Below are 16,727 nucleotides of genomic sequence, written 5' to 3'. Positions count from 1 at the left end.
AATGGTGTGCATTGAGCCTAGCAGCGCCAGGCAGGTTTACCTGTGTGGGTAAAAACCTGGCAAAAGTTCGATTGCTCTGCACTTTCGCGGCACTGCGCAGTCCCATTCTTCACATGCCACTCAAACCCTGAAGGAGAGCCACCATGGCCAATAGCTCGCTACGTAAAGCCTCGTTGCAAAGCATGGAAGCGGAAATCGAAAGTCTCCTCAAATCCCTGGAAAACCTCAAAGACGATGCTTCGGACGAGTCGCGCAAGACCCTGAAGAGCCTCAAGGGCAATGCCGAAAATGCCCTGCGTCACTCGCGCAGCCTGCTCACCGATGCCTATGAAGAGGTCAAGACCAAGACCCGCGAAACCGGCATCGCCACCCGTGACTATGCCCAGCAACACCCCTGGACCACCGCCGGCGTGGCCGTGGGCGCACTGGGCCTGCTGGCCGCCTACCTGCTGTGCAAGCGCGGCGACTAAAGCGCCTGCCGCCCCAGTTCGGCGCGCAACCAGTGCGCCAGCTGCTCGGCGCGCCCGTCCGCGGCGCGCCGGGGCACCCACAGGGCCAATGACGCCCGCGTAGGACCAAAGCCCCACGGTGCCGCCAGCCTGCCGGCACGCAGGTCATCGGCCACCAGCGGCTGCGGGGCGATCGCCACCCCCAGGCCGGCCACAGCTGCCTCCAGCAAGTAATACAGATGCTCGAACCCTTGCCCGTAGCGCATTGCCTGCGGGTCGATGTGCTGTTGGCGGGCCCAGTCGGGCCAGGCCTGGGGCCGCGAGGTGGTGTGTAGCAGGGTTTCCCCCAGCAAGGCGCTGGCTGGCGCCTGACGCAGGCGGTCGAACCCTGGAAAGTGCGGGCTGAGCACCGGCCCGATGCATTCCTGTGCCAGCACGTGCACCTGCATGTCGGCCGGCCACGGCGGCTCGGCGAATACCAGCAGCGCATCCAGCCCCGGCCGGCGCGGGTCCAGGTCGCCTTCGCCCGCCGACAGGTGCAGACGCAGCTCTGGCAGGTCGGCCTGCAGGCGCCCAAGGCGCGGAATGAACCAGCGCGCCAGCAGGCTGCCTGAACAACCCAGCACGAACGGTGCGTCGGCGCGGTCCTGGCCCAGCTCGGCGCACACGCTGCGCAGGCGCTCGAAGGCGTCGCTGCTGGCGTCGCGCAGGCGCACACCGGCATCTGTGAGTTTAATGCCGCGCCCTTCCTTGACGAACAGGCTTACGCCCAGGTGCTCTTCGAGCACCTTCAACTGCCGGCTCACCGCACCGTGGGTCACGTGCAGTTGCTCGGCAGCCTGGCTGACGCTGTTGAGCCGGGCGGTGGCTTCAAAGGCCCGAAGGGCATTGAGCGGGGGCAGTTCTCTGGCCATTGACGTGTGAGTTTTCCTGACAGGTTGTGGCGATCTTATCGGTTTTCAGCGGCGCGTGTCGTGGGTAGAGTAGGCCCATTGCGACCTCATACCCACGCCCTGGAGCGACCCATGACCCAGACCAACTTCCGCAGCGGCCCCGATGCCAACGGCCTGTTTGGCGCATTCGGTGGCCGCTACGTGGCCGAAACCCTGATGCCGCTGGTGCTCGACCTGGCCCGTGAATACGAAGCGGCCAAGGCCGACCCCGAGTTCAACGAGCAACTGGCGTACTTCCAGCGCGACTACATCGGCCGTCCTAACCCGCTGTACTTCGCCGAGCGCCTCACCGAACACTGCGGCGGGGCGAAGATCTTCTTCAAGCGCGAAGAGCTCAACCACACCGGCGCGCACAAGGTGAACAACTGCATCGGCCAGGTGCTGCTGGCCAAGCGCATGGGCAAGAAGCGCCTGATCGCCGAAACCGGCGCCGGCATGCACGGGGTGGCCACCGCCACCGTGGCCGCACGTTTCGGCCTGCCCTGCGTGATCTACATGGGCGCCACCGACATCGAGCGCCAGCAGGCCAACGTGTTCCGCATGAAACTGCTGGGCGCCGAGATCGTGCCGGTCACCGCCGGCACCGGCACCCTCAAGGACGCCATGAACGAAGCGCTGCGCGACTGGGTGACCAACGTCGACGACACCTTCTACCTGATCGGCACCGTGGCCGGCCCGCACCCGTACCCGGCGATGGTGCGCGACTTCCAGTCGATCATCGGCAAGGAAACCCGCGAGCAGTTGCAGGCCAAGGAAGGGCGCCTGCCCGACAGCCTGATCGCCTGCGTGGGTGGCGGCTCCAACGCCATGGGCCTGTTCCATGATTTCCTCGATGACGCCAGTGTGCAGATCATCGGCGTCGAGGCCGGCGGCCACGGGGTCGACACCGACAAGCACGCAGCGAGCCTCAACGGCGGCGTGCCCGGCGTGCTGCACGGCAACCGCACCTACCTGCTGCAGGACGCCGATGGCCAGATCACCGACGCCCACTCGATTTCCGCCGGCCTGGACTACCCCGGCATCGGCCCGGAGCACGCCTACCTGCACGAAGTGAAGCGCGTCGAGTACGTGAGCATCACCGACGACGAGGCGCTGGATGCGTTCCACGCCACCTGCCGCCTGGAAGGCATCATCCCGGCGCTGGAAACCTCCCACGCGCTGGCCGAAGCCATCAAGCGTGCGCCCACCCTGCCCAGGGACCACCTGATGGTGGTGTGCCTGTCGGGGCGTGGCGACAAGGACATGCAAACCGTAATGAGCCATATGGCCGCGCAGGAGAAGCAGGCATGAGCCGTCTTGAACAACGTTTTGCCGACCTCAAGCGCGAGGGCCGCGCTGCCCTGGTGACCTTCGTGACCGCCGGTGACCCGGGCTACGACGCCTCGCTGGCGATCCTCAAGGGCCTGCCGGCTGCGGGTGCCGACGTGATCGAACTAGGCATGCCGTTCACCGACCCGATGGCCGATGGCGTGGCCATCCAGCTGGCCACCCTGCGTGCGCTGGAGGCCGGGCAGACCCTGGCCAAAACCCTGCAGATGGTGCGCGAGTTCCGCACCGGCAATGCCACCACGCCGATCGTGCTGATGGGTTACTACAACCCGATCCACCGCTTCGGCGTGGAGAAGTTCGTGGCCGAGGCCAGGGATGCGGGCGTGGACGGCCTGATCATCGTCGACCTGCCGCCGGAGCACGACGCCGAGCTGGCCACCCCGGCCCAGGCCGCGGGCATCGACTTCATCCGCCTGACCACCCCGACCACCGATGACGCGCGCCTGCCTCGCGTGCTGGAGCGCAGTTCGGGCTTTGTGTACTACGTGTCGGTAGCCGGCGTGACCGGCGCAGGCTCGGCGACCAGCGATCAGGTAAGCGGCGCCATCGAGCGCCTGCGTCGCCACACCGACCTGCCGATCAGCGTGGGCTTCGGCATTCGCACGCCTGAACAGGCGGCAGCCATTGCGCGGCTGGCCGATGGTGTGGTCGTGGGTTCGGCGCTGGTGGACAAGGTGGCCAACGCCAGTACGGGCGAGCAGGCGGTAAGCGATGTGCTGGCGCTGTGTTCGGCGCTGGCCGAAGGTGTGCGCGGCGCGCGCAAAGGCTGATACCGCGTCGCCTCTTTCGCCGGCAAGGCCGGCTCCTACAGACACCGCAGTCCTGTAGGAGCCGACCTTGCCGGCGAAAGCCTCACCGCCGCTTCAGGCCCCTTCGAACATCGAAAGATCCAGCGGCCGCACGGCCCCCATCCAGATCGCATGGTCCCGATGATCGGCCAGCTCATCGCCGGTCAGCGGATGCAGAAATACCACCAGCCCCTTGCGGTACAACGCCAGCCACGGCAGCACCACGCCCACCATCTCCGGCCCGAATGCCAGCTGGCAGCTCCAGTCCGGGTGCGGCCCCACCGGTTTCTGATGCATGCGCCCCATGCTCACGCCAAACAGCGTGGCGGCTTCCTCGCACAGCGCCCGCGCCTGCTCCATCGTACCGGCGTCGTAATACACATGGGCGTGATACCCCTTTATCCGTTGCACGCTGCCTCCTGAATTCGACCGAACCCCCAGGTGCTCCCGCAGGTCCAAAGGCCATCAGGATACCCCCGGAGCGCTATCGTGAAAAACGCCGAAACACCTGTCTTCAAACTGATCCTGCTCGGCGGCCAGTGCACCCTGGGTGATGCGCTGGTAAGCGAACTGCTGCAGCGCCAGCACGAGGTGACCCTGATCCTCGACGACCTCAACCAGCCCCAGGCGCGCCCCGGCCTGCACGTCAAGAACGGCGGCCTGGCCAGCGCAGACCAGGCCGAACAGAGCATCGCCGGCGGCTCGGCCGTGGTGTGCCTGCTCGACGGCCTGGCGCCCGGCGACTTCTCGCGGCAGGGGCTGATGACCCAGGCCCTGCTCGCGGGCATGGCCCGCACGCCCCTGCGTCGCATCGTGCTGGTGGGCCAGTTTGGCGGCGGCGCGGCGCCGCTGGCGGAGTTGTTGCAGGCCGGTGGCCTGCGCTGGACGTTGGTCAACACGCCACTGAGCGAGCACCCGGACAGCCTGGCAGGCATCGCTGCGGGCATTGCCGACCTGCTGGACCTGAACCTGCATGTTGGCGAACAGGTGAATTTCATCGAGGCCCCCTGACTTGCACCGGGCCGCCATAGCCTGCACCCTGAGCCTTCACCGCACTGCATAGAGAGCTTCATGGCCTGGCTAGAGCGCCACCGTCTGTTTCCCTTTCTCGCCTGGTTGCCTCGGCAAACCCGTGCCAGCGTGCGGCGCGACCTGCTGGTGGGGCTCAGCGGGGCGATCCTGGCCCTGCCGCAGTCGATCGTCTATGCGCTGATCGCCGGCCTGCCCGCCGAGTACGGCCTGTACGCGGCCATCGTGCCGGTGCTGATCGCGTGCCTGTGGGGCTCGTCGTGGCACCTGATCTGCGGGCCCACCGCTGCCATCTCCATCGTGCTCTACGCCAGCATCAGCCCCGTGGCGGTGCCCGGCAGCGACGACTACATCCGCCTGATCCTGCTGCTGACCTTCCTGGCCGGGGTGTTCCAGTGGCTGCTGGGCATGCTGCGCTTCGGCGCGCTGGTGAATTTCGTCTCGCACTCGGTGGTGCTCGGCTTCACCCTCGGCGCTGCAGTGGTGATCGCCCTGGGCCAGGTGCCGAACCTGCTGGGGCTCGACCTCGCCAGCCAGGCCACCGCCCTCAGAACCCTGCAAGGCCTGCTGCAGCATGCCGGCGACATCGACTGGCCATCGCTGCTGCTGGGGCTGGGCACCTTGCTGCTGGGGCTGTCGATCAAGCTCGCACGGCCGCGCTGGCCGGCGCTGTTGATCAGCCTTGCCGGCGCCAGCCTGCTGGTGTGGCTGTGGCCGGCACTGTTCGGCCATGTGGCGCTGGTGCCGGCGTTCATTGGCCGGCTGCCACCGCTGAGCCCGCTGCCGCTGCTGGACCTGGAGCTGATCCTGCGCCTGCTGCCCAGTGCCGTGGCGGTGGGCATGCTGGGGCTGGTCACCAGCCTGTCGATTGCGCGCTCGCTGTCGATCCGCTCCGAACAGCTGATCGACGCCAACCAGGAGATCCGCGCCCAGGGCCTGTCCAACCTGGGCGGTGCGTGGTTCTCCGGCTACCTGTCGTCGGGCTCGTTCACCCGTTCCGGGCTCAGCTATGAGGCCGGGGCGCAGTCACCGCTGGCGGGGGTGTTCTCGGCCCTGTGGGTGGCGCTGTTCGCCGTGGCGGGCGCCAGCCTGATCGCGCACATCCCGATCCCGGCGATGGCCGGCAGCATCCTGCTGATCTGCTGGGGGCTGGTGGATTACCGTGCGATTCGGGCGCTGTACCGGGTCAGCAGGCCGGAGTTTCTGGTGATGCTGCTGACCTGCGTCGCTACCTTGCTGCTGGAACTGCAGACGGCGATTTATGCCGGGGTGCTGGCATCGCTGTTCTTCTACCTCAAGCGCACTTCGCAACCACGGGTACAGCAGTCGCGCGAAGGCGAGGCGGATGTGCTGCGGGTGTTCGGCTCGATCTTCTTCGGCGCCAGCCATTATCTGCAGGTGCGCCTGCAGCGGTGCCAGGCACCTGTGGTGGTGATCGATGCGCGGCAGATCAACTTCATCGATTACTCGGGGGTGGAGATGCTGCACCAGGAGGCGCGGCGGCTGCGCCGGCAGGGCCGTCAGCTGGTGCTGCGGCGAGCGAGGGGGCAGGTGGTGGAGGAGTTGCAGAAGCTGGAAGGGGCGGCTGATTGCCCGGTCCAGTTTGAGGATTGAGTTGCGCCCTTCGCCGGCAAGGCCGGCGCCTACAGGGGCCGGCCTTGCCGGCGAAGGCAGCGCGCGTTCTAGCCCCGCGCCAGCTGCCGGCGCAGCTCATCGAGCACCGGCCCGGTGTCCGGGCGCACCCCGCGCCAGATGAAGAACGCCTCCGCCGCCTGCTCAGCCAGCATTCCCAGCCCGTCCAGCACCTTGGCCGCCCCGTGCTCGGTGGCCCAGCGACAGAACGGCGTGGGCTCCTTGGCGTACATCATGTCGTAGCACACGGTCACGCCCGGTTCGATCAGGCTCGCGGCAATCGGCGGCATCTCGCCGGCCAGGCTCGCCGAGGTGGCGTTGATGATCAGGTCCACCGGCTCTTCCAGCCAGCTGAAGCCGCTGGCGGCCACCGGCCCCAGGTCGTCGAACTCGCGGGCCAGCTGCTCGGCCTTTTCTACCGTACGGTTGGCAATCACCAGCGACGCAGGCTCATGCGCCAGCAACGGCTCGAGCACCCCGCGCACCGCGCCGCCGGCCCCCAGCAGCAGGATGCGCTTGCCCTTGAGCTCGACCCCGGCATTCACCGTGAGGTCGCGCACCAGGCCGGCACCGTCGGTGTTGTCGCCCTGCAGGCTACCGTCGGGCAGCCGGGTCAGCGTGTTCACCGCCCCGGCTCGCCAGGCGCGTGCGGTCAGGCCGTCACCCACCAGGCGGTAGGCTTCCTCCTTGAAGGGCACGGTGACGTTGGCGCCGCTGCCCTGCTTGAAGAAGCCCAGCGCGCACATGCTGAAGTCGTCCAGCGGCGCCAGCAGGGTGTAGTACTCCAGCTGCTGGCCGGTCTGGTCGGCGAACAGCCGGTGAATCAGCGGCGACTTGCTGTGGCCGATCGGGTTGCCGAATACAACGTACTGGTCCATGACGCGTTTCCTGAGTCCGCCCGGCGAATCGGGCACGTTATCCACAATGGGTTCAGTGACCGGCCTTGTCCAGGCCCAGCCAGTCGCGGTCCTGCAGGAAGTACTCGGTCAGGCGTGCTTCTTCGCTGCCCGGCGCAGCCTTCCAGTCATAGCCCCAGCGCACCTGCGGCGGCAGCGACATCAGGATCGACTCGGTACGGCCGCCCGATTGCAGGCCGAAAAGGGTGCCACGGTCGTACACCAGGTTGAATTCCACGTAGCGCCCGCGGCGGAACTCCTGGAATTCACGCTGCTGGGCGGTGTACGGCTGCGCCTTGCGCCGTTGCACGATGGGCAGGTAGGCCTCGACGTAGGCATCGCCGATGGCGCGGATGAAGGCGAAGCAGGTGTCGAAGTCCCACTCGTTCAGGTCGTCGAAGAACAAGCCGCCGATGCCCCGCGGCTCGCCCCGGTGCTTGAGGTGGAAGTAGCGGTCGCACCAGGCCTTGTAGCGCGGGTACACATCGGCGCCGAACGGTGCGCAGGCCTGCTCGGCCACGCGGTGCCAGTGGATGCAGTCTTCTTCGTGGGCGTAGTAGGGCGTGAGGTCGAAGCCGCCGCCGAACCACCATACCGCCTCTTCGCCTTCCTTCTCGGCAATGAAGAAGCGCACGTTGGCGTGGGAGGTCGGCACATGGGGGTTGTGCGGATGGATCACCAGCGACACCCCCAGCGCCTCGAAACCACGGCCAGCAAGTTCGGGGCGGTGCGCGCTGGCAGACGGCGGCAGGCCGCTGCCGAACACGTGCGAGAAGTTGACCCCGCCTTTTTCGATGACGTTGCCTTCGCCGATCACCCGCGTGCGCCCACCGCCACCGGCTTCGCGTACCCAGGCGTCCTCGACGAAGCGGGCGCCGCCGTCTTCGCTTTCCAGGGCGGCGCAAATCCGGTCTTGCAGGTCGAGCAGGTAGGCCTTCACGGCCTCGGTGCGGGTAGTCATCAGGTCACCTTGGAAACGGGCTAGGGCCGGGCCAGGCGGGGGCCGGCGCTGAATTCGGCGCGTAGCATACCACCGGCGGCAGGCCACCCGCAGTTGACGGCGATCAAGCAAAGGCGTCCGATAGGGGTTTTCCCGGATCCAGCAGGAGAGTGCAGATGGCCAAGCGTATCCAGTTCAGCCAGCATGGCGGCCCCGAGGTATTGACCCTGGTCGACTTCGAACCCGCCGCGCCCGGCCCGCAACAGGTCCGCGTGCGCAACCACGCCATTGGTCTGAACTTCATCGACACCTATTTCCGCAGCGGGCTGTACGCGCCGCCGGCACTGCCCTCGGGCCTGGGCACCGAAGCTGCCGGCATGGTCGAGGCGGTGGGCGAGGGCGTGACGCGGATCAAGGTGGGCGATCGGGTGGCCTACGCTGGCGGTCCGCTGGGTGCCTACAGCGAGGTGCACACGCTGCCTGAAGCAAACCTGGTGAAGCTGCCCGAGAGCATCAGCTTCGAGCAGGCCGCCGCGGTGATGCTCAAGGGCCTGACCGTGCAGTACCTGCTGCGCCAGACCTACGCGCTGCAGGCCGGCCAGACGGTGCTGTTCCATGCCGCCGCCGGTGGGGTGGGTTCGCTGGCCTGCCAGTGGGCCAAGGCCCTGGGTGTGAAGCTGATCGGTACCGTGAGCTCGCCGGAGAAGGCGGCGCGGGCCAAGGCCCTGGGTGCATGGGAAACCATCGACTACAGCCGTGAAGACGTGGCGCAACGCGTGCTGGAGCTGACCGGCGGCAAGAAGTGCCCGGTGGTGTACGACGGCGTGGGCCAGGACACCTGGCTGACCTCGCTGGACTGCCTGGCGCCGCGCGGGCTGATGGTGAGCTTCGGCAATGCGTCGGGCGCGGTGAGCGGAGTCAACCTGGGGATCCTGGCGCAGAAGGGCTCGCTGTATGTGACCCGGCCGACGCTGGCCAGCTATGCCAACAATGCCGAGAACACCCAGGCGATGGCCGACGAGCTGTTCGAAATGATCGCCAGCGGCAAGCTGGCTGTGGATATCCAGCAGCGCTATCCGCTGGCCGAGGCGGCCAAGGCTCAGGCAGAGCTGTCGGCGCGGCGGACGGTGGGGTCTACGGTGTTGTTGCCTTGATTCAGCAGTGACGCCATCGCGGGTCAAGCCCGCTCCCACAAGGTTATCCACAACGCCTGTGGGAGCGGGCTTGACCCGCGAAAAAGGCCCGAAGGGCCTTCAACCCGCTCTGACGACCTGCCCCGTGGCCAGGTCGCGAATCACGCTCGGGTTGCGCCGCCCGCCCAGGCTGCCGCCCAGGATCACATCCAGCTGCCCGTGGAAGTACTGTTCCACGCGCAGGCGCGAGCGCGCTGCCGGCCGGCCCTGCGGGTTGGCCGAGGTCGACACCAGCGGGCCCACCAGCGAACACAGGTCGCGCACCACCGGGTGGTCGCTGACCCGCAGCGCCACGGTGTCATGCACGCCGGTGATCCATTCCGGCAACATGCCCTGGTGCGGCACCAGCCAGGTATTGGGCCCCGGCCAGGTGCTGGCCATGCGGTCCAGCCACAGCTCGGGGAAGTCCTCGAACAAGAAGTCGAACTGGCGGATGTTGTCCGCAATCAGGATCAGCCCCTTGTTCACCGAGCGGGACTTAAGCGCCAGCAGGCGGTCCACCGCCTCCTCGTTCCACGGGTCACAGCCCAGGCCCCAGACCGCCTCGGTCGGATAGGCCAGTACCGCACCCGCCCGAATTTCCCGCGCGGCTTGTTGCACACGCCAACTGTTCACCATCGTTGTCACTCCGCGTTCAAAGGCTGGTACGCAGTGTACTTAGCCCGGCCGGGCAAACCAACGCCCCGCGTCACTGCACACACGCCCGTCCAGCTCCAGTTGGGTGAGCGTGGCCAGCACCTGGGGCAGGGCCTGACCGCTGGCCAGCGCCAACGCCTCGGTGGTGTGCGGCGCCGCCAGCAGCAACCCCAGCAGCGGGTGCACCACCGGCTCGGGGGCGGCCGACGGAAGGTTCTGCCAACCACGCAAACTTTCCAGAATCTGCTCTATGCTCTCCACCAGCATCGCGCCATCACGTATCAATTGATGGCAACCCCTGGCCCCCGGATGGTAGATGGAGCCAGGAATCGCGTACACCTCGCGCCCCTGTTCGACCGCCAGGCGCGCGGTGATCAGCGAACCGCTGGCCAGGCTGGCCTCCACCACCAGCACGCCGAGCGACAGCCCGCTGATGATGCGATTGCGCCGCGGGAAGTTGGCCGCCACCGGTCCGGCATCCAGCGGGAACTCCGAGACCACTGCGCTACCGCGCTCGGCCATGGCCTGCGCGAGAGCATGATGTCGCTGTGGATAAAGTTTTTGCAGGCCGGTGCCGAGCACGCCGATAGTGCGTCCGCCAGCATCCAATGCAGCCTGGTGAGCGGCACCGTCGACCCCCAGCGCCAGGCCGCTGGTAATCACGAAACCAGCCCGGGCCAGTTGCCTGGAAAACGCGGCCGCGGTGTCCAGGGCCGGGCGTGAAGCGCGCCGGCTGCCGACGATGGCGAGCTGCGGCTGCTCCAGAATCGTCGGATCGCCGGCAATGAACAGAAGGGGCGGGGCATCGCAAAGCTCGGCCAGCAAGCCAGGGTAGGTGGGGGCGTCCCACATCAGCAAATGCTGCCCGGGCCGCTCTAGCCAGGCCATTGCAGCCGCTGCGCCGGCGTAAGCCTCGGCACTGTGGCGGGCCGTTATGCTGGCCGGGCTGCGGCCCAGCGCCCGCCATTGTGTGGCGGGCGCATCAAGCGCGGCGGCCGCGCTGCCAAAGGCTTCCAGCAGCAGGCCAAAGCCCTTTGGCCCGATATCGGGAAGGCGGTGCAGGCGCAGACGTGCCTCGAGTTCAACCGGCGAGCACGCCGCAACAGGCGGGAGGGGCATCGGATCATCCTTGATCGAAGGCGGGTCAGCCACGCGTGAAAACCTGTGGATAACTCTGTTGATAATAGTTTGACAACTCGCCGCCCGGTGCGGGCCGCCAGTCGCCTTCAAAACCCTAGCCGACCTTGAGAAGGGTGCCGAACGCGCCGAATACCTTTATTATGTGCATTCATGTTTGCAACCCATCGCACAGTGCAGCTCATACGCTTATGGCCATCTTGAACATCCTCGAATTCCCGGACCCGCGCCTGCGCACCATCGCCAAACCGGTGACGGAAGTGGACGACAGCATCCGTCAGTTGATCGATGACATGTTTGAAACCATGTACGAAGCCCCTGGCATCGGCCTGGCCGCCACCCAGATCAACGTGCACAAGCGCGTGGTGGTCATGGACCTGAGCGAAGACCGCAGCGAACCGCGGGTCTTCATCAACCCCGAGCTGGAAATGCTCACCGACGACATGGACCAGTATCAGGAAGGCTGCCTGTCGGTACCCGGCTTCTACGAGAACGTCGACCGCCCGGTGAAGGTCAGGGTCAAGGCCCTGGATCGCGACGGCAAGCCCTTCGAACTGATCGCCGAAGGCCTGCTGGCCGTGTGCATCCAGCACGAATGCGACCACCTCAACGGCAAGCTGTTCGTCGACTACCTGTCGAACCTCAAGCGCGACCGCATCAAGAAGAAACTGGAAAAGCAGCACCGCCAGAACGCTTGATCCCTCATTCCAGAAGGCTTGCTCCGGCAAGCCTTTTTCTTTTTAAGCGAGAACTGCATGCGCATCGTCTTCGCGGGCACCCCCGAGTTTGCCGCCGAACACCTCAAGGCCCTGCTGGCCAGCCCCCATGAAATCGTCGCGGTCTACACCCAGCCAGACCGCCCGGCCGGCCGTGGCCAGAAGCTGATGCCCAGCCCGGTCAAGCAGCTGGCTGTGGATAACGCCATCCCGGTGCTGCAACCGCCGACGCTGCGCAGCCCCGAGGCGCAGGCCGAGCTGGCCGCACTCAAGCCCGACCTGATGGTGGTGGTGGCCTACGGCCTGATCCTGCCCCAGGCGGTGCTGGATATTCCGCGCCTGGGCTGCATCAACAGCCACGCCTCGTTGCTGCCACGCTGGCGCGGCGCCGCGCCGATCCAGCGCGCGGTGCAGGCCGGCGACGCCGAAAGCGGCGTGACGGTCATGCGCATGGAGGCCGGCCTGGACACCGGGCCGATGCTGCTCAAGGTCAGCACCCCGATCAGCGCCAGTGACACCGGCGGCAGCCTGCACGATCGCCTGGCCGAACTGGGCCCGCCTGCGGTGCTGCAGGCCATCGACGGCCTGGGCGCGGGCACCCTGCACGGCGAAGTGCAGGACGACGCGCTGGCCACGTATGCCCACAAGCTGAACAAGGACGAGGCGCGTCTGGACTGGTCGCGCCCCGCCGAGGAACTGGAGCGCCTGATCCGCGCCTTCAACCCGTGGCCGATCTGCCACAGCACCCTGGGCGGCGAAGCCCTCAAGGTGCTGGGTGCGCGCCTGGCCGATGGCAAGGGCGCGCCGGGCGAGATCCTGTCTGCCAGCAAGGACGGCCTGATCGTGGCCTGCGGCGAGCAGGCGCTCTGCCTGACCCGCCTGCAACTGCCCGGCGGCAAGGCGCTGAACTTCAGCGACCTGTACAACAGCCGCCGCGAAAAATTCGCCAGCGACACGGTGCTGGGCCAATGAACCCGCGTCTGGCCGCCGCCCGCGCCCTGGCCGCCGTGCTCAGCGGCAAGGCCTCGCTCAACAGTTCGCTGCCCGCCCAGCTGGACAAGGTCGAGGCCCGCGATCGCGGCCTCACCCAGGACCTGGCCTTCGGTACCGCACGCTGGCAGCCACGCCTGTCGGCACTGGCCGAGCGCCTGCTGCAAAAGCCGTTCAAGGCCGCCGACGCGGATGTCGAGGCGTTGCTGCTGGTGGGCCTCTACCAGCTGCTGTACACCCGCGTGCCGGCCCACGCCGCCATCGGCGAAACGGTCGGGTGCGCCGACAAGCTGAAAAAGCCCTGGGCCAAGGCCCTGCTCAATGCCGTGCTGCGCCGCGCCCAGCGCGAGAGCAGCGAGATTCTTGCCGAACTCGAACGCGACCCGGTGGTGCGCACCGCGCACCCGCGCTGGCTGCAGAAGTCGCTCAAGGCGTTCTGGCCCGAGCAGTGGGAAGCCATCTGCGCCGCCAACAATGCCCACCCGCCGATGATCCTGCGGGTCAACCGCCGCCACCACAGCCGCGATGCCTACCTGGGCCTGCTGCGCGAAGCCGGCATCGATGCCGCGCCGTGCACGTACAGCCGTGACGGTATCCTGCTCGCCGAGGCCTGCGACGTGCGCGGTTTGCCGGGCTTCGAACAGGGCTGGATCAGCGTGCAGGACGAAGCCGCGCAACTGGCCGCCGACCTGCTCGACCTGGCGCCCGGCCAGCGCGTGCTCGACGCCTGCTGCGCCCCCGGCGGCAAGACCTGCCACCTGCTCGAGGCGCATGCCGGGCTGGAGGCGGTGGTGGCCATCGACCTGGAAGCCAAGCGCCTGACCCGCGTGCGTGAAAACCTCGACCGCCTGGGCCTGGATGCCCAGTTGATCGCCTGCGATGCCCGCGACACCGCCAGCTGGTGGGACGGCAAGACCTTCCAGCGCATCCTGCTGGACGCTCCCTGCTCGGCCACCGGTGTGATCCGTCGCCACCCGGACATCAAGCTGACCCGCCAGGCCGATGACATCGCTGCCCTGGCCAGCCTGCAGGGCGAGCTGCTCGACGCGCTGTGGCCAACCCTCGAAGTGGGCGGCATCCTGCTCTACGCCACCTGCTCGACCCTGCCGACCGAGAACACCGAAGTGATCGAGACGTTCCTGGCCCGCACGCCGGGCGCGCGCGAGCTGGACCTGGCCACCGAGGCCGGCATCCGCCAGCCCCATGGCCGGCAGTTGCTGGCGCAGGAAGGCGGCCACGATGGCTTCTACTATGCCAAGCTGATCAAGATCGCCGCCGTTCGCGGACACTAACCAGCACAAGGGAGAGCGGATGAAGATCATCATCCTGGGCGCGGGGCAGGTCGGCGGCACGCTGGCCGAGCACCTGGCCAGCGAAGCCAACGACATCACCGTGGTCGACACCGATGGCGACCGCCTGCGCGATCTGGGCGATCGCCTCGACATCCGCACCGTGCAGGGCCGCGCCTCGCTGCCGACGGTGCTGCGCCAGGCCGGTGCGGATGATGCCGACATGCTGGTGGCGGTGACCAACAGCGACGAGACCAACATGGTCGCCTGCCAGGTGGCCTACACCCTGTTCCACACCCCGACCAAGATTGCCCGGGTTCGTGAGTCGGCCTACCTGACCCGCAGCGGCCTGTTCAACAACGAGGCGATCCCGGTCGACGTGCTGATCAGCCCCGAACAGGTGGTCACCCACTACATCAAGCGCCTGATCGAGCACCCCGGCGCCCTGCAGGTGATCGACTTCGCCGAGGGCAAGGTCCAGCTGGTGGCGGTCAAGGCCTACTACGGCGGCCCGCTGGTGGGCCAGCAGCTGCGCCAGATCCGCGAGCACATGCCCAACGTGGACACCCGCGTGGCGGCGATCTTCCGTCGCGACCGGCCGATCAAGCCACAGGGCGACACGGTGATAGAGGCCGACGACGAGGTGTTCTTCATCGCCGCCAAGAACCACATCCGCGCAGTGATGGGCGAGCTGCGCCGCATCGACGAAACCAACAAGCGCGTGGTGATCGCCGGCGGCGGGCAGATCGGCGAACGCCTGGCCGAGGCCATCGAGAGCCGCTACCAGGTCAAGATCATCGAGATGAACGCGGCCCGTTGCCGCTATCTGTCCGACACCCTCGACAGCACGGTGGTGCTGCAGGGCAGCGCCTCGGACCGCGACCTGATGCTGGAAGAGAACATCGCCGACGCCGACATCTTCCTGGCCCTGACCAACGATGACGAAGCCAACATCATGTCCTCGCTGCTGGCCAAGCGCCTGGGCGCGAAGAAGGTGATGACCATCATCAACAACCCGGCCTATGTCGACCTGGTGCAGGGCGGCGAGATCGACATCGCCATCAGCCCGCAGCAGGCCACCATCGGCACCTTGCTGGCCCACGTGCGCCGCGGCGACATCGTCAGCGTGCACTCGCTGCGCCGTGGCGCGGCCGAAGCCATCGAGGCCATTGCCCACGGCGATTCGAAGTCGAGCAAGGTGATCGGCAAGGCCATCGAGGACATCGCGCTGCCGCCGGGCACCACCATCGGTGCGATCATCCGCGACGAGCAGGTGCTGATCGCCCACGACGACACGGTGATCGAGTCCGGCGACCACGTGATCCTGTTCGTTGTGGATAAAAAGTACATCCGCGACGTGGAGAAGCTGTTCCACGTGGGCCTGAGCTTCTTCTAGGGAGAAACCGGAATGCGCGAATCACTGGAAAAGATGCTGGCCAAGGGTGTGGATAACTCGCTGCTGCGCTTCGGCCTGGGCAAGGCCTGGCTGGATGAGGGCAACGGCGCAGAGGCCGCGCTGCACCTGCGCCGCTGCGTGGAGTTCGACCCCAAGTACTCGGCGGCGTGGAAGCTGCTGGGCAAGGCGTATCAGGTGCAGGGCGACGTGGCCGGCGCGCGCCAGGCCTGGACCGAAGGGCTGGCTGCAGCGCAGGCGCATGGGGACAAGCAGGCGGAGAAGGAGATGACGGTGTTTCTCAGGAAGCTCGACAAGGCTGTTTAGGGCGGCTGTGCAGCCCATCGCGGGTCAAGCCCGCTCCCACAGGTACAGAGCAGATCCTGAGATCACTGATATCCCTGTGGGAGCGGGCTTGACCCGCGAAGGGGCGCTCAGTACCAGCGCGTCTCGCCCGGCGGGCGCTTCTTGAAGCGCTTCATGCTCCACATGTACTGGCTTGGATACGCGCGCACATAACGCTCCACCACCTTGCTCATGGCCGCCGCCGAGGTCTCCACGTCGGTGCTGTACATCGCATCCGGCGCCGCTTCCAGGATCACCTTGAAGCCCGAACCGTCCGGCAGGCGCAACGCATGCAGGAACACCCCCACCGCCTTGCCACCGGCCAGCATGTTCGGCACGAACTTGCTGGTCAGTGCCCTGGTGGCAAAGAACGGCACGAACACCCCCGCCGATTCCGCCGGCTCCGGGTCGGCCGGAATGCCCACCTGGCCGCCCTTGCGCACTTCCTTGATGATGCTGAGGATGCCTTCCTTGGTCGACGCCGCCACGCGGTTGCCCAGTTGCACGCGCTGTTCGCGCAGCAGGTCATCCACCGCCTTGAGCTTGGGCGGACGGTAGAAGATGATCGGCTTGCACTGGCTGCAATAGAAGTGGTTGAGCACTTCCCAGTTGCCCAGGTGGCTGGTGATGCCCACCACGCCCTTGCCCGACGCCAGTGCCTCGTGCAGCACCTCCAGGCCCTCGACCTCGCGCACCAGGTCGATGGAGCGCTGCGCCGGCCAGATCCACGCACAGGCGCTTTCGGTGAACGACTTGCCGATGTCCATCAGCGTGCGGCCCACAAGGCGCTCGCGTTCGGCCGGGTCCATCTCGGGGAAACACTTGGCCAGGTTGATACGCACCACGTTGCGCGAGCTGTTGGGCACCTTCCACATGATCCAGCCGATGGCCGCGCCAACCCGCTGCACCGCGCCCCAGGGCAACTTGGCAAACAATCGCAACGCCCCGACCATCAAGGCGCCCTTGAACTTATCCACAGGCAGGTTCCTCCTTCTGCAAGCCGCGCATTGTA

General features: G+C 67.0%; 18 protein-coding genes. 11 read left to right on the top strand and 7 right to left on the bottom strand.

The window, feature by feature from the left end; translation table 11 throughout:
* Positions 1–143: 143 nt before the first annotated feature.
* Positions 144–470: a DUF883 family protein gene (locus FW760_RS07690; protein WP_043862260.1), complete on the top strand. Its 327-nt coding sequence runs from the start codon at positions 144–146 to the stop codon at positions 468–470.
* On the opposite strand, the gene FW760_RS07685 is transcribed toward FW760_RS07690, so the two are convergent.
* Positions 467–1,363: a LysR family transcriptional regulator gene (locus FW760_RS07685; RefSeq protein ID WP_043862259.1), complete on the bottom strand. Its 897-nt coding sequence runs from the start codon at positions 1,361–1,363 to the stop codon at positions 467–469. The genes FW760_RS07690 and FW760_RS07685 overlap by 4 nt on opposite strands.
* Positions 1,364–1,474: 111 nt before the next feature.
* On the opposite strand from FW760_RS07685, the gene trpB reads away from it, so the two are divergent.
* Both trpB and trpA read left to right on the top strand, forming a co-directional pair.
* Positions 1,475–2,692, top strand: a complete 1,218-nt coding sequence (trpB, locus tag FW760_RS07680; protein WP_043862258.1) for a tryptophan synthase subunit beta — start codon at positions 1,475–1,477, stop codon at positions 2,690–2,692.
* Positions 2,689–3,501: a tryptophan synthase subunit alpha gene (gene trpA / locus FW760_RS07675; RefSeq protein ID WP_043862257.1), complete on the top strand. Its 813-nt coding sequence runs from the start codon at positions 2,689–2,691 to the stop codon at positions 3,499–3,501. Before trpB ends, trpA begins: the two co-directional genes overlap by 4 nt.
* A gap of 93 nt (positions 3,502–3,594) precedes the next feature.
* On the opposite strand, the gene FW760_RS07670 is transcribed toward trpA, so the two are convergent.
* The gene (locus FW760_RS07670) at positions 3,595–3,930 is read right to left on the bottom strand and encodes a DOPA 4,5-dioxygenase family protein (RefSeq protein WP_043862256.1); all 336 of its coding nucleotides are present in this window, start codon (positions 3,928–3,930) and stop codon (positions 3,595–3,597) included.
* A 78-nt stretch (positions 3,931–4,008) separates the two neighbouring features.
* On the opposite strand from FW760_RS07670, the gene FW760_RS07665 reads away from it, so the two are divergent.
* The gene (locus tag FW760_RS07665; RefSeq protein WP_058541986.1) at positions 4,009–4,530 is read left to right on the top strand and encodes an NAD(P)H-binding protein; all 522 of its coding nucleotides are present in this window, start codon (positions 4,009–4,011) and stop codon (positions 4,528–4,530) included.
* 60 nt (positions 4,531–4,590) lie between these two features.
* Positions 4,591–6,162: a SulP family inorganic anion transporter gene (locus FW760_RS07660; RefSeq protein WP_116052450.1), complete on the top strand. Its 1,572-nt coding sequence runs from the start codon at positions 4,591–4,593 to the stop codon at positions 6,160–6,162.
* Between the two features lie 68 nt (positions 6,163–6,230).
* Here the strand turns inward: FW760_RS07660 and aroE are convergent, their stop codons facing one another.
* Both aroE and hemF read right to left on the bottom strand, forming a co-directional pair.
* A complete protein-coding gene (aroE, locus tag FW760_RS07655; protein ID WP_116052449.1) occupies positions 6,231–7,058 on the bottom strand; it encodes a shikimate dehydrogenase in 828 nt (275 codons plus the stop codon).
* Between the two features lie 52 nt (positions 7,059–7,110).
* Complete coding sequence (gene hemF / locus FW760_RS07650; RefSeq protein ID WP_058541984.1) at positions 7,111–8,037, bottom strand: oxygen-dependent coproporphyrinogen oxidase; 927 nt, start codon at positions 8,035–8,037, stop codon at positions 7,111–7,113.
* Between the two features lie 155 nt (positions 8,038–8,192).
* On the opposite strand from hemF, the gene FW760_RS07645 reads away from it, so the two are divergent.
* Positions 8,193–9,170 (top strand): NADPH:quinone reductase, encoded by a 978-nt coding sequence (locus FW760_RS07645; RefSeq protein WP_116052448.1) that lies wholly within the window; start codon positions 8,193–8,195, stop codon positions 9,168–9,170.
* 99 nt (positions 9,171–9,269) lie between these two features.
* On the opposite strand, the gene FW760_RS07640 is transcribed toward FW760_RS07645, so the two are convergent.
* Together FW760_RS07640 and dprA are read right to left on the bottom strand one after the other, a co-directional pair.
* The gene (locus tag FW760_RS07640; protein ID WP_043862251.1) at positions 9,270–9,827 is read right to left on the bottom strand and encodes an L-threonylcarbamoyladenylate synthase; all 558 of its coding nucleotides are present in this window, start codon (positions 9,825–9,827) and stop codon (positions 9,270–9,272) included.
* A gap of 39 nt (positions 9,828–9,866) precedes the next feature.
* Positions 9,867–10,964: a DNA-processing protein DprA gene (dprA, locus tag FW760_RS07635; protein WP_116052447.1), complete on the bottom strand. Its 1,098-nt coding sequence runs from the start codon at positions 10,962–10,964 to the stop codon at positions 9,867–9,869.
* 209 nt (positions 10,965–11,173) lie between these two features.
* Between dprA and def the strand changes: the two genes are divergently transcribed.
* The 5 genes from def to FW760_RS07610 are packed head-to-tail and all read left to right on the top strand — an operon-like array spanning position 11,174 to position 15,697.
* Positions 11,174–11,680, top strand: a complete 507-nt coding sequence (gene def, locus FW760_RS07630) for a peptide deformylase (protein WP_043862249.1) — start codon at positions 11,174–11,176, stop codon at positions 11,678–11,680.
* 57 nt (positions 11,681–11,737) lie between these two features.
* Complete coding sequence (gene fmt / locus FW760_RS07625; RefSeq protein ID WP_446443715.1) at positions 11,738–12,670, top strand: methionyl-tRNA formyltransferase; 933 nt, start codon at positions 11,738–11,740, stop codon at positions 12,668–12,670.
* Positions 12,667–13,980 (top strand): 16S rRNA (cytosine(967)-C(5))-methyltransferase RsmB, encoded by a 1,314-nt coding sequence (gene rsmB / locus FW760_RS07620; protein ID WP_116052445.1) that lies wholly within the window; start codon positions 12,667–12,669, stop codon positions 13,978–13,980. The genes fmt and rsmB overlap by 4 nt, the downstream gene beginning before the upstream one ends.
* Before the next feature lie 19 nt (positions 13,981–13,999).
* Positions 14,000–15,373 carry a Trk system potassium transporter TrkA gene (gene trkA, locus FW760_RS07615; protein ID WP_043862246.1) on the top strand — a complete coding sequence of 458 codons (1,374 nt, stop codon included), beginning with the start codon at positions 14,000–14,002 and terminating at the stop codon, positions 15,371–15,373.
* A 12-nt stretch (positions 15,374–15,385) separates the two neighbouring features.
* Positions 15,386–15,697 carry a tetratricopeptide repeat protein gene (locus tag FW760_RS07610; RefSeq protein WP_043862245.1) on the top strand — a complete coding sequence of 104 codons (312 nt, stop codon included), beginning with the start codon at positions 15,386–15,388 and terminating at the stop codon, positions 15,695–15,697.
* A gap of 107 nt (positions 15,698–15,804) precedes the next feature.
* Here the strand turns inward: FW760_RS07610 and FW760_RS07605 are convergent, their stop codons facing one another.
* Complete coding sequence (locus FW760_RS07605) at positions 15,805–16,692, bottom strand: lysophospholipid acyltransferase (RefSeq protein ID WP_116052444.1); 888 nt, start codon at positions 16,690–16,692, stop codon at positions 15,805–15,807.
* Between the last annotated feature and the right edge of the window lie 35 nt (positions 16,693–16,727).

Source organism: Pseudomonas sp. 1176_21 (assembly GCF_052850635.1).
The sequence above is the reverse complement of the archived record's forward strand: the minus strand, read 5'-3'. Positions and strand labels throughout refer to the sequence as shown.

Coding starts and splice junctions, on each gene's coding strand:
- FW760_RS07660 (WP_116052450.1), top strand. CDS start 4,591: ATGGCCTGGCTAGAGCGCCACCGTCTGTTTCCCTTTCTCGCCTGGTTG.
- hemF (WP_058541984.1), bottom strand. CDS start 8,037: ATGACTACCCGCACCGAGGCCGTGAAGGCCTACCTGCTCGACCTGCAA.
- dprA (WP_116052447.1), bottom strand. CDS start 10,964: ATGCCCCTCCCGCCTGTTGCGGCGTGCTCGCCGGTTGAACTCGAGGCA.
- aroE (WP_116052449.1), bottom strand. CDS start 7,058: ATGGACCAGTACGTTGTATTCGGCAACCCGATCGGCCACAGCAAGTCG.
- FW760_RS07645 (WP_116052448.1), top strand. CDS start 8,193: ATGGCCAAGCGTATCCAGTTCAGCCAGCATGGCGGCCCCGAGGTATTG.
- trpB (WP_043862258.1), top strand. CDS start 1,475: ATGACCCAGACCAACTTCCGCAGCGGCCCCGATGCCAACGGCCTGTTT.
- rsmB (WP_116052445.1), top strand. CDS start 12,667: ATGAACCCGCGTCTGGCCGCCGCCCGCGCCCTGGCCGCCGTGCTCAGC.
- trkA (WP_043862246.1), top strand. CDS start 14,000: ATGAAGATCATCATCCTGGGCGCGGGGCAGGTCGGCGGCACGCTGGCC.
- FW760_RS07610 (WP_043862245.1), top strand. CDS start 15,386: ATGCGCGAATCACTGGAAAAGATGCTGGCCAAGGGTGTGGATAACTCG.
- FW760_RS07690 (WP_043862260.1), top strand. CDS start 144: ATGGCCAATAGCTCGCTACGTAAAGCCTCGTTGCAAAGCATGGAAGCG.
- fmt (WP_446443715.1), top strand. CDS start 11,738: ATGCGCATCGTCTTCGCGGGCACCCCCGAGTTTGCCGCCGAACACCTC.
- def (WP_043862249.1), top strand. CDS start 11,174: ATGGCCATCTTGAACATCCTCGAATTCCCGGACCCGCGCCTGCGCACC.
- FW760_RS07685 (WP_043862259.1), bottom strand. CDS start 1,363: ATGGCCAGAGAACTGCCCCCGCTCAATGCCCTTCGGGCCTTTGAAGCC.
- FW760_RS07640 (WP_043862251.1), bottom strand. CDS start 9,827: ATGGTGAACAGTTGGCGTGTGCAACAAGCCGCGCGGGAAATTCGGGCG.
- trpA (WP_043862257.1), top strand. CDS start 2,689: ATGAGCCGTCTTGAACAACGTTTTGCCGACCTCAAGCGCGAGGGCCGC.